This is a genomic window from Streptomyces sp. NBC_00448, from assembly GCF_036014115.1.
Classification (GTDB): Bacteria; Actinomycetota; Actinomycetes; order Streptomycetales; family Streptomycetaceae; genus Actinacidiphila.
Window position 1 is genome coordinate 1,229,946 of record NZ_CP107913.1, and the last position, 14,096, is coordinate 1,244,041.

A 14,096-nucleotide genomic window follows, 5' to 3' on the forward strand; every position below is an offset into this window, starting at 1 on the left:
GGTCCAAGACATGATCTGGCTCGTTTCCATAGTGAACGCCTATGAAGGCGTACGCTGAGGGCATGCAGTTCCAGCAGCTTGCGTACTTCGTGGCGGTCGCGGAGGCGCGGCACTTCACCCGCGCCGCGGAGGCCGTGCACGTCTCCCAGCCGTCGTTGTCCCAGCAGATCAGGGCGCTGGAGAAGGAGCTGGGGGCGCCGCTGTTCAGCCGGGCGCGCGGCAACATCGCGCTCACCGACGCCGGGGAGGCGCTGCTGCCGCTGGCGGTGCGCATCCTCGCCGACGCGGACACCGCGCGGCACGAGGTGCTGGAGCTGGCGCAGTTGCGCAGCGGCCGGGTGCGGCTGGGCGCCACGCCCAGCCTGTGCACCGGGCTGCTGCCGGTGGTGCTGCGCGCCTTCCACGACCGGCACCCCGGAATCCGGCTGCTGCTGGAGGAGGGCGGCTCCCACGACCTGGTCCGCGAGCTGGCCCGCGGGGCGCTGGACCTCGCGCTGGTGGTGCTGCCGCTGCCCAGCCCCTCCCCCGCGCTCACCACGGTCGAGCTGTTCCAGGAGGACCTGGTCGCCGTCTCCGCGGTCGGCGCGGACCCGCCGCCCACGCCGCTGCGGATCGAGGATCTGCGCGGGCAGCCGATGGTGATGTTCCGGCACGGGTACGACCTGCGGGACCTGACGCTCGGCGCGTGCCGCGCCGCCGGTTTCGAGCCGACCTTCACGGTCGAGGGCGGCGAGATGGACGCGGTGCTGGGGTTCGTACGGGCCGGGCTCGGGATCGGGGTGGTGCCCTCCATGGTGGCCGCCCGGGCCGGCGACGGCCTGCGCGTCACGCCGCTGGCCCGCCCCGGCCTACGGCGCACCGTCGCGCTCGCGCACCGCAGCGATGTGGCTCCGCCGCGGGCCGCGCGGGTGCTCCAGCAGGTCATCCTCTCCGAGGCGCCTCCCCGGTGACCCGACCCCCCGGGGTGGTCCGCCCTGGGTCGGGTCACCGCGAACGCCTCGATCGCCTTTCTCGGCGTGTCCGCGGTACTCGGCGCTGTAGATCGCCCGCATCGCCTTCGTCGCACCGGGCTGGGCGGACTTGGGGAGGCAGTTGTTTGACGTTGCGGGCCTGCGCACCCAGCACCTCTGCGGCTGAGCACGGGCGGGTCCTCCCGACCCGCGCTGCAACGCGGGCCTACTCGGAGACCAGCATCTGTACGCGCACCACGATCCGCTCGCCTTCGACAGACCCCTGGGACCTGGCGTCTCAGGATGTGGTGTAGAGGTGGTTGACCTCTCCCGCGGTCAGTGCTGCGGGGTAGGTGCGGACGTCGGCGATGGAGCCGGGCCACTGGTTGTAGGGGGCGGCGCTGGTCGGCGAAGTCGTCGGCCAGGGCGGGAGGATCGGCGGCCGACGCGGCGAGCGCTCCGGCAGGCACGCCCTACAGGATCGACGTCCTGCCGAAGGGCACTGCGGCCGAACTCGGCGAGCGAGGGCCGGTGGTGGCACTCTCGCGCAATGCCAAGGGTTCGTCCGGCTCGGTCGAGGTCGGTGTCGACGTGAGCAGTCTCGATGCCGAGTTCGGCGGTGACGCGGCGTCCCGGTCCCGGTTGGTCGAACTGCCGTCGTGCGCCTTGACCACTCCGGGTTCACCTGAGTGCGCCCGGCAGACACCCGTCGAGTCGCACTACGACCCGGCGACGCACCGCCTGGTCGCTGATGTGGTGGTACCGGCAGGCAGCGGTACCACAGCCGGTTCCAGTGCCCCAGCGTCCGAGAACGTCGTGCTCACCGCCGACACCACGCCGGCCGGCGGCGGAGGTACTTACGCGGCGACCAGTCTGAACCCGAGCAGCGGTTGGACCTCGGGCTCCAGCAACGGCGGCTTCACGTACAGCTATCCGATCCAGGTGCCGCCCTCGATCGGCGGCGGCACGCCCGCGGTGGCGCTGTCGTACGACTCCTCGTCCGTGGACGGTCTGACGTCGTCCACGAACGCGCAGGCTTCCTGGATCGGTGACGGGTGGGACTACAGCCCCGGATACATCGAGCGTTCCTACAAGTCCTGTGACAAGGACGGCATCGCCGGGTCGAGCGATGTGTGCTGGGGCGGCTACAACGCGACCATCCTCCTCGGTGGCGAGTCGAGCCAACTGGTGCGCGACGACAAAACGGGAACCTGGCGGCTACGGGACGACAACGGTTCGAAGGTGGAGTTCCTCACCGGGGCGTCCAATGGCACCTCGAACGGCGAGTACGTCAAGGTGAGCACGTCCTCCGGGGCTGCCTACTACTTCGGCCTGAACCACCTGCCCGGCGGCGATCAGAGCGACCCGGCGACCAACTCCGCCTGGACCGAGCCGGTCTACTCGCCCAATTCCGGCGACCCCTGCTACGACAAGACCAAGGGTGACGCGTCCTGGTGCCAGATGGCCTGGCGCCTGAACCTGGACTATGCCGTCGATGCCCACGGGAATCTCACCACGTACACCTACCAGGCGGAGACCAACTACTACGAGCGCGGCGCCGGCCAGAACAACGGTAACGGGGCTCCCACCTCCTACGTCCGGGGCGGCACGCTCAAGACGATCGACTATGGCCAGCGGCTGGCGGACCAGGTGGCCGCGAAGGGCGCGCTGATGCCCGCCGACCGAGTGGCTTTCACACCTGCTCCGGAGGGTCGCTGCTCTGTCGCCGGCGGTTTCACCTGTCTGGGCGCCACCCTGGGCGCCTCCAACGCGGCCCACTGGCCGGACGTCCCGTACGACGAGAACTGCGACAAGGGCTCCACCACCTGCAAGAACTACGGAGTGGAGTTCTGGACCACCACCAGGCTGCAGACGATCACGACCCAGGTCGCTTCCGCAGGCAAGTGGAAGGACGTCGACAGCTACCAGCTCAACCAGAGTTTTCCGGACCCGTACGACGGCAACAAGCCGTCGATGTGGCTCGATTCCATCGAGCGAACCGGGAAGGACGGCGCGACGGACCAGCAGATGCCGAAGGTCAGTTTCGAGTGGCAGGAACTGCCCAACCGCGTCGACGGAACAAACCTCATACCCGCGCCCACCATCTTCAACCGCCCGCGCATGAAGACCATCACGACCGAGACCGGCGAGCAGATCCAGGTCGTCTTCAGGCCGGCGGCCTGCTCCAGGATCAGCGGCAAGATGCCTGCCAGCGCGGCCACCGACACCATGCCCTGCTACAACGTGAAATGGTATCCGCCGGGTCGGGACGAGGCCGAAGGCCCCGAGTCGGACTGGTTCAACCGCTACCAGGTCGACTCCGTCACCGAGAACGACAAGGTGGCCGATTCGCCGGCAGTGGTCACCCACTACGACTACGGCCCGGCCGCGTGGCACTACGACGACAGCGAGCTGACCGACTCCGCAACGCGCACCTGGAGTGACTTCCGAGGCTACGCCTACGTCACGGCCACGACCGGTTCCGGGCAGGACGGTCCCGAGTCGCAGACGAAGACCGTGTATTACCTCGGCATGGAAGGCGACCGGAACGCTTCCGGGGGCAGCCGATCGGTGTCGCTCACCGACTCGCTCGGAGACCACGTCACGGACTCCGACTGGCTGGCCGGCCAGACTCTGGAGACCGACACCTACGACAAGGCAGGCGGCAGCATCGCCACCTACCAGGTCAACACCAGCTCTCAACCTGTCACCACCGCCACACACGCGCGGGGTTCAGACCTGCCCGACCTCGTCGCCCGATACGACTCCACCGCGTCGGTCCAGACCACCAGGGGCCTCAAGGCTGACGGCACCTGGCGTACCGCGACGACGACGACCCGGACCGACCCCAGTCACGGCAACCTCGCTGTCAGCGTCGACGCCAAGGCCGACGGCGAACCGGAGCAGTGCACCCTCACCTCATACGCCACCTCCGCGAACCCTCTGCTGACCACTCTGGTGGACGAGAAGAAGGTCATCTCCGGCACCGGTGCGTGCACGGCTACGGCCACCAAGGACAACACGGTCAGCGACTCACGCAGCTTGTACGACGCGAAAGGCTTCGGGTCGGCCGCGGCGAGCGGCAACATCTCCTCGGCACAGGAGTTGGACCACTACGACGACTCGGGCACACCCGTGTACGTCACCACGTCGGCCACCACCTACGACGACTACGGCCGCGTCGTCTCGGCCACGGACCCGAACGCGACTGACACGCAGCACCCGCACGGAGCCACGACCACGACGGAGTACGACGCCGCGCACACCGGTGAACTGCCCACCACGATCACGGTGAAGAGCCCAGCCCCGGGGAGCACCACCGACTGGCAGGCCATCACCACCATGGACCCCGCGCGGGGCCTGCCGTTGACCTCCAAGGACATCAACGGAAACACGGCAACCGAGGAGTACGACCCCCTCGGCCGCCTGGTCAAGGTCTGGGCTCCCGGACGGACCACGGCCGACCACCCCAACATCACCTACACCTACGCGGTGAACGGTACCGACGCCCCCTCTGCCGTCACGACCTCCACGCTCTCCGTGGATGCCGGAGCGAGATACACGCAGTCCGTTCAGATCTTCGACGGTTTCGGACGTCCCCGTCAGACCCAGGCGACCCCGGGCATCTCCGCCTACCACGGCCGAGTACTCACCGATACCCTCTACGACTCCCACGGCCGGCCCTTGGAGACCCACTCTCCCTACTACGACGACTCCGCCCCGCCCGGTAGCACGTTGTTCGCCGTCGACGACGACGAAGTGCCGGGTGAGACCGCCACGATCTACGACGGCCAGGACCGTTCCGTCGCCTCGGTGTTCTCCGCGTACGCGCAGGAGCAGTGGCGTACCGCGACCGCCTACCCGGGCGTGGACGAGACCGACACCACTCCTCCCGCAGGTGGGACGCCGACCACGGTCATCACGGATGCCGCGGGCCGGACCACCCAGGCGTGGCAGTACAAGACCTCCACGGCCACCGGCAAGTCATCCGACGCCGACGTCACCACCTACACCTACACCCCGGCCGGCAACCCCGACACGCAGACCGACTCCACCACCAAGGACACCTGGTCCTACCGGTACGACCAGCGCGGCCGCCCGACGAGCCAGACCGACCCCGACATGGGCACCACCACCAAGAGTTACGACGCCGACGGGCGACTCGCCGCCACCACCGACGCCCGCAAGATCACGCTGTCCTACGACTACGACCTCCTCGGACGCCAGACGGCTGAGTACAGCACCACCGCGCCGTCGACCACGAAGGTCCCGGAAGCCACCTGGACGTACGACACGGCCCCTGGCGGTAAGGGGCAGCCGGCCGAGTCCAACAGCTACACCGGTGGGGACACCGCACACCCGTATTCCAGCACGGTGCTCGGGTACGACATCGGCGGGCGCTCCACGGGGACTTCGGTCACCATCCCCTCGACAGAGGGAAAGCTCGCCGGCACCTACAAGACACAGGCCATCTACGACCCGATCACCGGCAACGTCTCGGCGACCCACACGGACGCCCGTGGCGACCTGCCTGCCGAGACCCTCAACTACAGCTACGACGTCAACGGCGCCCTGCTCAGCTACGGTTCGACCGCCACCGAGTACGACCTGTCCACGGACTACGACGCGTTCGGCCGACCGGTGCGCACCACGGTCAACCCGTGGGGCACCGAGATCGTGGCCACCGATAACTACGATCAGTCCACCGGCAACCTGCTCTCCTCCTATCTGGACAAGCAGTCCGCGGGTACCGGTGCGGTCCAGCAGATCACCTACACCCGGGACCCGGCCGGGAAGCTGACCGCGATCCAGAACATCGCGGACAACACCCCGTCCCTGACCGATCTGCAGTGCTTCAGCTACGACTACCTCGGCCGGCTGACCACCGCGTGGACCGACAACGGCGGGGTATCCACCGAGCCCCAGCCGAAGGTCTCGGGTCTGGGAAGCTGCAAGAACAACTCGCCTACCAGCGGCGCGGCGACGGGCAAGACCACGGTCGGCGGCCCCGCGCCCTACTGGACCTCGTACTCCTATGATGAGACCGGAAACCGCACGGGTCAGGTCCAGCACGACATCTCGGGCGACACCGCCAAAGACATCTCCACCACTCAGGCCTTCGCCATCGGACGGCAGAACACCCCGACCACGGCAGCGAACAGCGGCGGCGGTACCGGCGGACCCCACGCCCTGCTGTCCACCACCAGCACCGGGCCGGGGAACCCGGGCACGTCGGCCTTCCAGTACGACGCCGTCGGTGACACGACGGCGGTCACTGACACCTCCGGAACCACCACACTTACCTGGGACACAGAGGGTCGACTCGCCTCCGACACCAAGACCGGCACGAGCGGCGGGACGACGTACGTCTACGACGCCGACGGCAACCAACTGCTCCGTCACGACCCGGGAAAGACCACCCTCAACCTCGGCGACGACGAACTGGTCCTCGACACCGCTACCGGCTCCGTCACCGACACCCGTACATACAGTCTCCCGAACGGCCTGACCGCCGTGGTGCAAGCCGGTTCGCGCACCTGGCAGGTTGCCGATGACCAAGGCACAGCGACGCTCGCGCTGGATGCCACCACGCTGACCGAATCGCGCCGCCCCGCCGACCCCTTCGGTGTGCCGCGCGGTACACAGCCCACCAGTTGGGCCGGCGACCACGGGTTCGTCGGCGGCACCAAGGACGACGCCACCGGTCTGACGAACCTCGGTGCCCGGGAATACCAGCCGCTGACCGGCCGGTTCCTCGACCCCGACCCGCTACTGGACCCATCCGATCCCCAGCAGTGGAACGGCTACGCCTACGGCGCGAACGATCCCGTCAACCAGAGCGACCCCACAGGTCAGCGCTCGGAGTGCGGCCAGAACGGCGACGCCCCCTGCAACCCGGCCTCCACCTCTGCCACGGGCGGCAGCTCCGGAAAGTCTTGGCCCTGCAACATCGCCAGTGTGTGCGCGCCTGCGGCGAAGTGTGACCGCACCTGCCTCGACATGGGAAAGTCGGACCCTCTCACGAAGAGCGGGTACACGGAGATCTACCCGAACGTCGTGATCCGCAACGACACCAAGGACTTCTCCCGCTTCCGCGCCGAGTTCTACAAGATGATCCAGCAGGACTGCATCGACGGCAGTTACAACTGCTACGACCCCACCGCCCACCTAGGCGAACCGCCGGCGGCGGCCCAGGTGATGGGCTGGCTTGCACGGTTGGAACAGATCGAATACCTCGTCAAAGTCGATCTGAAGATCCCCACGCTTGCCGATGTCGTGGAGGATATTCTCGCGACCAAGGCCGTCGAAACGGTGGCGAAGATGCTCGGCCCCGATGCCGGCATTTCTGATATCGAGGAGGCGCAGGCGAATCTCGGCCGTGACGAGGCCGAGACGCTAGCGGGTAAGGAGGGTGAGGGCTGTGTAACTGTCAACAGTTTCCCGGGCGAGACCAAGGTGCTGTCGGCCGACGGGAACAGCGAGCGGATCGACCACGTCAAGGTCGGCGACAAGGTCGTCGCCACGAACCCGCTCACCGGGAAGACACAGCCTGAAAAGGTCACAGCGGTCATCAAGACCCTCACCGACACCGACTTCACCGATGTCGGCATCGCCAACCACACCATCACCTCGACGCAGCACCACCCCTACTGGGACGTCGCCCTCCACCGCTGGGCCAACGCCGCCGACCTCCACCCCGGCGACCTCCTCCGCCTCCCGGACGGCACCACCACCCGAATCCACACGGTCCGCAACTACACCGGCCACACGGTCACCCTATAACCTGACCGTCGCGGACCTGCACACGTACTATGTGCTGGCGGGAGCCACGCCGGTCCTGGTTCACAACAGCAACTGCCTCTTCGGCTCCCCGCTCAAGGAAGGGATTTTCGGGCAGAGTAAGGCCGCAACCCAGAGCCGAATCCAAGAGGTTGTTGACTTCTACGACATGAACGGGCGACCGCCTGCCATGACGCATCAGGGCGGCAGGAGAGGTCGACCGGCCGGAGAGTACGGCAACGGAAATGGGCAGCTTCCAGATAGACCGCTCGGCTACTACACGGAGAGCGATGTTTGGCCTTCCGGTAGAGGGACGGGAAATCGAGGGGCGGAGCGTCTCGTATTCGGGCGAAAGGGTGAGGTGTACTACACCTCCAATCACTACGACAATTTCATCCGGCTTCGATGAGGAGTTGGCGAAAGGTTGAGGAAACGTGCAGTGGCGACCGATCTCTAGCGTAATCCCAGGGATGTCTGCCCCACCCTATCTGCTTCCAGAGACTGGCCGAGACGCGGTCGGACGTCGCATAGAGGGCCAGGGGTTCCAGGTCCGATGCGTCGATGCCTCACGCTTCCAATCGGAGCGTGACGCCTCTCTAGCTGTTGGGCGAGAGCTTGACTTCCCGGGCTACTTTCGTGGCGGCTGGGATGGGTTCTTCGACTTGCTGTCTGCCGAGTTCCAGGAGAAGCCGCGCCGATTGATCGTGGGGCTTCTGAACTCGGATGTTCTTGCAGGTCGGGATTTGCGCCTGTTCGTCAATACGTCGTGGCATCTTCAGAACGCGACAGAAACGATCGAGTCTGAAGGTGGCGGTGAGTGGCAGCTGGAATTCTTCTACTGGGGGTCTTGGCGCCCGGAGGGGGAGTGAGGTTGGCTCGCTGCCCGTGATCGCGTCGTGAGCGATAGCGAACTACAGGCCCGACCGGAACCTTCCGGTGGGGCCTGTGCGGTGTCTGACGGCAGTAGTTGACGGCAACGTCAGCGGATGCCAGCAGCGCAAGGTGGCGGTTCGTCGCCGTCGGACCTCTCGGCCTTGGTGGTCGTCGGGCCGTCGAGGGCTCTGCCGAGGGTGTTGATGGCGTCTCGCTGGAGGCGGAGTCGGACGTGGGCGTAGACGCCGGCGGTAACGCCGATGTGGGCGCGGCCGAGGAGTTCCTTGACGACGACGAGGTCGACGCCCTGTTCCAGGAGCAGGGTGGCTGTCGAGTGGCGGAGATCATGGAAGCGGATCGTTCGGAGTCCTGCGCTGTGGAGAAGGCGACGGAAGCGGCGGGTGAGGTTGGTGGGGTCGAGCGGCCCGCCCTTCGAGGTGGTGAAGACGAGCCCGTTGTCCGTCCAGCCCGTCCCGGGTACCTGACGCTCTTCCTGCTGCCGTTCCTGGTGGATCTTGAGGGAGTTGATGCATTCGGTGGGGAGGGCGATGCGCCGTTCGGAGGCGAGGGTCTTGGTGTTCAGGACGGTCAGGCCCTGGCTGCGGGTGCGCTGGAGGGAACGGTGGATGGTGGCGGTTCCGCTGGCCAGATCGAGGTCTTCCCAGCGCAGGCCGAGGAGTTCGCCCTTGCGGAGTCCGGTGTGGAAAGCGAGTTCGAACAAGGCGTGCAGCCGGTGTCCGCGTACGGCGGTGAGGAACTGGCGGGCCTCGTCGGCGGTGAGGGGTTCGAAGCGGCGGGGGCGGGGAGTGCCGGTGCGGACGTTGCGGGCCACGTTGCGGGGGATCTCCTCTTCGCGGACTGCGTGTTCCAGGGCGGACTTGAGGATGGAGCGCACGTAGGCCAGTGTCAGCGGGGAGAGCCGCTTGCGGCAGCACCTCCCGACGGCGCAGCACTGGGGTTGGTCGCGGTTGGTGTCGGTGCCGCGTGTGCAGCACTGGCAGATGGTGCGGAGCTGGTTGAGCCGGGTGCGGACGTCCTTGGCGGTGAGCTTGGCGAGCTTCTTCTTGCCCAGGCCGGGGAGGACGTACAGCCGGACGACGGCGGTGTAGCGGGTGTGGGTGTTCTCCCGCAGATGGTGCACGGCGACGTTCTCCAGCCAGTACGTCAGGTACGCGGCCAGGCTGCCCTGCGCGGAGGGCGCGGGGAGGCCGCGGTTGCTGGCGGCGATCTTCTCGGTGAGCTTGGCCAGGGCGTCTTTGCGGGTGGTGCCGTAGACGCGGACACACTTGCGGGTGTCGCCGACGGCCAGCAGGTAGCCGGCGGCTTCCCAGCGGCGTCCTTGCGCTGATAGACGGTGCCGTTGGCGCGGGCCCTGCGAGAACTGGTGCTGGGGGCGGGGTTGGTGTCGGGGGCGGTCATCAGGCTGCCTGTTCGAGTTGGTGTGGACGAGGGTGTACACAGGGCGTGGGTGGGGATGCGGCGGGCGCGGCCGATGGTGTTGGAGGCGAGCTGTGGGTGCGGATGAGGTCGTAGACGGTGGAACGGCTGATCTTCAGGCGTGCCATGACCTCGGGGACGGTCAGGAGCTCGGCGTCGGCGGCCCTTGAAACCCACCGGCGGGGGTCCTTCGACCGGGAGCCGGGGCAGGTCGGCGGGGGGAGGGTCAGAGCCGGAGCGGGAGCTTCGTGCGGGGGCCGGGGGCGCTGCCCGTGTTGGAGGTGCCCGCGGGTTCGAGGAGGAGGACGGCGGTCTCCTCGTCGGCGCGGGGGCAGTGCTCCGCGCCCTTGGGCACGACGAACAGCTCGCCGGGCCCGAGGACCACGTCGCCGTCGCGCAGCTGGATGGTCAGCCGGCCGCTGATCACGAAAAACAGCTCGTCGGTGTCGTCGTGGCGATGCCAGACGAACTCGCCGTGCAGCTTCGCGAGCTTCACCTCGTAGTCGTTGACGTCGGCGACGGTCCGCTGCGCCCACAGCTCGTCGAACGAAGCGAGCTTGGCCGCGAGGTTCACGGCTGCGTGCCCGGACGTGGCAGGGTTGGTGGGGTCGGTCATGGGCTGAGGGTGGCCGAACCGGCCGGTGGGGGTCTTGTACGTTCCTGACCCGTGTGGCGGAGAGGGGGTGCCGTGGACGGCCCCGAGATCCATCAGGTGGACGCGTGGCGCCCGGGGGTGCCGGGCATCACGGAGGTGCTGCACGCGCACTTCACGGACCACGCCTACCCCGTGCACACCCACACCACGTGGGACCTGATGCTGCTGGACGACGGCGTGGTCGACTTCGCGCTGGACCGCACCCGCCACGGCGCGACGGACGCCAGCCGGGTCGTCCTCCTTCCACCCGGCGTCCCGCACGACGGCCGGACGGTCAACCCGGCGGGCTTCCGCAAGCGCGTGCTGTACCTGAGCACGGATGTGCTGCCCGCCCGGCTGGCCGGAAAGGCCGTGGCCGGCCCGATCCTCGGCGACCCGGCGCTGCGCGCCAGGGTGCACCGGCTGCACGGGACCCTGCGCGACCAGGACGACGCGCTCGAAGCGCAGTCACGGCTCGCCTTCGTCCGGGAGCGGCTGCTGGTCCACCTCGACGCCCACCGGGTACGGCCCCCGGGCCGCGAGGGGGACCGCCTCGCCGCTCGGCTGCGGGAACTCCTCGACGCCCGGATCGCCGACGGCCTCACCCTCGACGAGGCCACCACGCTCCTGCACGCCCACCCCACCCACCTGATCCGCAGCTTCTCCCGCACCTACGGCCTGCCGCCGCACACGTACCTCACCGGGCTGCGGATCGACCGCGCCCGGCGGCTGCTCCTCGCCGGCGAGCGGCCGGTCGCGGTCGCCTCGGCCGTCGGCTTCTACGACCAGGCCCACCTCAACCGCCACTTCAAACGCCACCTCGGCGTCACCCCGGTCGCCTACGCCCGCCGCAACGGCCGGTCGCGCTAGCCTCCTAGGCCCTGGGCACGGGGCCCGCCGCAGCCTGGGCGAGGAGGCCGTCGACGAACGCCCTCAGGCCCTGGGGGTAGGTGTCGCGCTCGGCCAGCGCCGGCCACTGGTCGCCGACGGCGGCAAGCCGGGGCAGCCGGGAGGTGTCGACACCGCCGAAGAAGATGTCGCGGCGGACGGCCTGGTCGCCGTCCGCGCGCCGGTGGGCGGAGTGCGCCCGGACGAGGATCTCGCCGACGGTGTAGTACCAGACGCCGCGGAAGAGGTCGACGGCCTGAACCGGGGAGCAGCCGCAGTCGATCGCCCCGGCGACGACGGTCTCCACCACCCGCAGGGCCGGCTCGCCGAGGCGCCCGAGGAAGCCGTCGACGGTGAGGATCTCGGCCGCCCACGGCCAATCGGCGAGGGAGTCGTGGATCGCGGTGGCCGCCGCGACGATCCGCTCCTGCGGATCGCCGGTCAGATCGGGCGGCAGGGTCTGGTCGACGTGCTCGTTGAGGAGCTGGACCAGCAGGTCCTCGCGGTCCCGCACGTGGTGGTAGAGGGTCGTGGTCCCGATGCCGATCTCCGCCGCCAGCCGGCGGACGGTCAGCTTCTCCCAGCCGTCCCGCTCGATGAGCCGGCGGGCCGCCGCCAGGATCTCCGCTCGTGAGGTGACGGGTGGCCGACCTGTACGGCCGGGCGATGCGTTGGTTCGGGGCACTGCCCCATCATGCCGCCCCACGATCCCGCACCGCGAAACGGCGGTTCCGACCCGCGGGTCCGCGGACCCGCACCAGCGAACTCGACAGCCGAGGTCCGTCCGGAGTACTTTCGGAACATGTTCCTAAATATCGCGGAACCCCTGCCGCGACACCCCTGCGGCGTCCACCCGCGGTCGGGCGCCACGAGCGAGACGGACGGACATGGCATGACCCGCACACCGATCACCGGGCGCACCGGCCCGGCCCTCCCGGATGTCCAGGACGCGCCCGCCGTACCGGACGCACCGCTGCCTCCCGCGGCACGCCGCACCGCCCGCGGCCGAGCGACCCGGCGGGCCGACGCATGACGGCCACCGGAACGGCGCGGCCCACGAAACCGCGCACCGGCGCCGAGGTGAGCCCAGGCCGCACCCTCGCCGTGGTCGCCGTCGTGCAGTTCATGGTGTCGCTCGACCTGTCGGTCGTGAACGTCGCGCTCCCGCGGATCGGCACCGGCCTCGGCTTCGGCGCGCTCGGCCTGACCTGGGTGGTCAACGCGTACGCCCTCGCGTTCGGCGGGCTGCTCCTGCTGGGCGGCAAGGCCGCCGACCGGTACGGCCGCAAGCGCGTCCTGATGCTCGGCCTCGGCCTGTTCGGACTCGCCTCCCTCTTCGGCGGCTTCGCGCAGAACCCCGGCCAGTTGGTCGCAGCCCGCGTCGTCCAGGGGATCGGGGCCGCCGCCCTGGCGCCGGCCGCGCTGGCACTGCTGACCGCCACGTTCCCCACCGGGCGGGCCCGGGTCCGCGCCTTCGGGGTGTGGAGCGCGACGAACGCCGCGGGCGGCGCCTTCGGTGTCCTGGTCGGCGGCGTGCTCACCCAGTACGCCGGCTGGCGCTGGGTGGTGTTCGTCAACGTGCCGATGGCCGCCGGCGCGCTGGCCCTGGCCTGGCGGGGCGTCCCCGCCGACCGCCCCGCGGCCCGCGGCGGCCGCCCGGACGTGCTCGGCGCCATGCTGGCCACGACCGGCCTGAGCCTGACGGTGTTCGGCGTGGTCCGCACCGACCGCTACGCGTGGTCCTCGCCGGTGACCGTCACGACCCTGGCCGTCGCCGCCGTACTGCTGGCCGCCTTCCTCCGGGTCGAGCGGAGCACCACCCGCGAACCGCTCATCCGGCTCGGCCTGTTCGCCAACCGCTCGGTGGCCGGCGCGAACGCGTACAACCTCCTGGTCGGCGCCGCGATGTCCTCGGCCTTCTACTTCATGTCCCTCTACCTGCAACGCGTGCTCGGCGCCGGACCGGCGAGAACCGGGCTGGACTTCCTGCCGTTCGCGCTCGGCGTGGTGGCCGGCTCGGTGCTCGCCGTCAAGCTCGGGTACCGGTTCACGCCACGCACCCTGCTGATCGCCGGCGCGGCGCTGACCGCGACAGGGTTCGCCTGGTTCGGCCTGATCAGCCCGGGCGGCGCCTTCGTCACCGACGTCCTCGGGCCGTCGATCGTCGCCAGCGTCGGCTTCGGGCTCTGCCTCGGGCCGGTGGTCTCCACCGCGACCGCGGGCGTCGCGCCCCGCGAGGCCGGCACCGCGGCGGGCCTGCTCAACAGCTCGCGTCAGATCGGCGCCTCGCTCGGCCTGGCCTCGCTCGGCACCGCGGCCCAGCAACGTACCGGCGGGAGCGTCGCACCCGAAGCCCTCAACCGCGGCTACGCGCTCGGTCTGACGCTCGGTGCCGCGCTGCTGGCCGCCGCGGTCCTGATCGCCCTCACCGTCCTGCGCCCGGCCGGGCCGAAACCCTCGGCGGCGGCCACCCAGGGCGCCGAGCCCGCCGGGCAGGCCGGACCGGTCGGGCGCTAGAGCCGCCGGGCCGGCTC

8 protein-coding genes and 3 pseudogenes are annotated in these 14,096 nt (G+C 69.4%); 6 read left to right on the forward strand and 5 right to left on the reverse strand.

The window, feature by feature from the left end; translation table 11 throughout:
* Positions 1-62 precede the first annotated feature (62 nt).
* Positions 63-950, forward strand: a complete 888-nt coding sequence (locus OG370_RS05250; RefSeq protein ID WP_328473808.1) for a LysR family transcriptional regulator — start codon at positions 63-65, stop codon at positions 948-950.
* 32 nt (positions 951-982) lie between these two features.
* Here the strand turns inward: OG370_RS05250 and OG370_RS41440 are convergent.
* Positions 983-1,139 (reverse strand): annotated as a pseudogene (locus OG370_RS41440) (IS256 family transposase); the annotation flags it as partial.
* Between the two features lie 402 nt (positions 1,140-1,541).
* On the opposite strand from OG370_RS41440, the gene OG370_RS05255 reads away from it, so the two are divergent.
* The 3 genes from OG370_RS05255 (at position 1,542) to OG370_RS41450 (ending at position 8,599) form a co-directional block, all read left to right on the forward strand.
* Positions 1,542-7,733, forward strand: a complete 6,192-nt coding sequence (locus OG370_RS05255; protein WP_328461087.1) for an RHS repeat-associated core domain-containing protein — start codon at positions 1,542-1,544, stop codon at positions 7,731-7,733.
* A 187-nt stretch (positions 7,734-7,920) separates the two neighbouring features.
* Positions 7,921-8,139 carry a ribonuclease domain-containing protein gene (locus tag OG370_RS41445; protein ID WP_443060847.1) on the forward strand — a complete coding sequence of 73 codons (219 nt, stop codon included), beginning with the start codon at positions 7,921-7,923 and terminating at the stop codon, positions 8,137-8,139.
* 61 nt (positions 8,140-8,200) lie between these two features.
* Positions 8,201-8,599 (forward strand): barstar family protein, encoded by a 399-nt coding sequence (locus tag OG370_RS41450; protein WP_443060617.1) that lies wholly within the window; start codon positions 8,201-8,203, stop codon positions 8,597-8,599.
* A 110-nt stretch (positions 8,600-8,709) separates the two neighbouring features.
* Here OG370_RS41450 and OG370_RS05260 read toward each other — a convergent pair.
* From OG370_RS05260 to OG370_RS05270, 3 genes and pseudogenes are all read right to left on the reverse strand, one after another.
* Positions 8,710-10,022, reverse strand: a pseudogene (locus OG370_RS05260) (tyrosine-type recombinase/integrase).
* 39 nt (positions 10,023-10,061) lie between these two features.
* A pseudogene (locus OG370_RS05265) lies at positions 10,062-10,168 on the reverse strand (helix-turn-helix domain-containing protein); the annotation flags it as partial.
* A 98-nt stretch (positions 10,169-10,266) separates the two neighbouring features.
* On the reverse strand, positions 10,267-10,656 hold the full coding sequence (locus tag OG370_RS05270) for a cupin domain-containing protein (protein ID WP_328461089.1): 390 nt from the start codon (positions 10,654-10,656) through the stop codon (positions 10,267-10,269).
* A gap of 72 nt (positions 10,657-10,728) precedes the next feature.
* On the opposite strand from OG370_RS05270, the gene OG370_RS05275 reads away from it, so the two are divergent.
* Positions 10,729-11,544 (forward strand): helix-turn-helix domain-containing protein, encoded by an 816-nt coding sequence (locus OG370_RS05275; RefSeq protein ID WP_328461091.1) that lies wholly within the window; start codon positions 10,729-10,731, stop codon positions 11,542-11,544.
* 4 nt (positions 11,545-11,548) lie between these two features.
* On the opposite strand, the gene OG370_RS05280 is transcribed toward OG370_RS05275, so the two are convergent.
* Entirely contained in the window at positions 11,549-12,247 is a 699-nt protein-coding gene (locus tag OG370_RS05280) for a TetR/AcrR family transcriptional regulator (RefSeq protein WP_328461094.1), read from the reverse strand.
* Between the two features lie 344 nt (positions 12,248-12,591).
* Between OG370_RS05280 and OG370_RS05285 the strand changes: the two genes are divergently transcribed.
* On the forward strand, positions 12,592-14,079 hold the full coding sequence (locus OG370_RS05285; protein WP_328461096.1) for an MFS transporter: 1,488 nt from the start codon (positions 12,592-12,594) through the stop codon (positions 14,077-14,079).
* Positions 14,080-14,096 lie beyond the last annotated feature (17 nt).

Coding starts and splice junctions, on each gene's coding strand:
- OG370_RS41450 (WP_443060617.1), top strand. CDS start 8,201: ATGTCTGCCCCACCCTATCTGCTTCCAGAGACTGGCCGAGACGCGGTC.
- OG370_RS05270 (WP_328461089.1), bottom strand. CDS start 10,656: ATGACCGACCCCACCAACCCTGCCACGTCCGGGCACGCAGCCGTGAAC.
- OG370_RS05285 (WP_328461096.1), top strand. CDS start 12,592: ATGACGGCCACCGGAACGGCGCGGCCCACGAAACCGCGCACCGGCGCC.
- OG370_RS41445 (WP_443060847.1), top strand. CDS start 7,921: ATGACGCATCAGGGCGGCAGGAGAGGTCGACCGGCCGGAGAGTACGGC.
- OG370_RS05250 (WP_328473808.1), top strand. CDS start 63: ATGCAGTTCCAGCAGCTTGCGTACTTCGTGGCGGTCGCGGAGGCGCGG.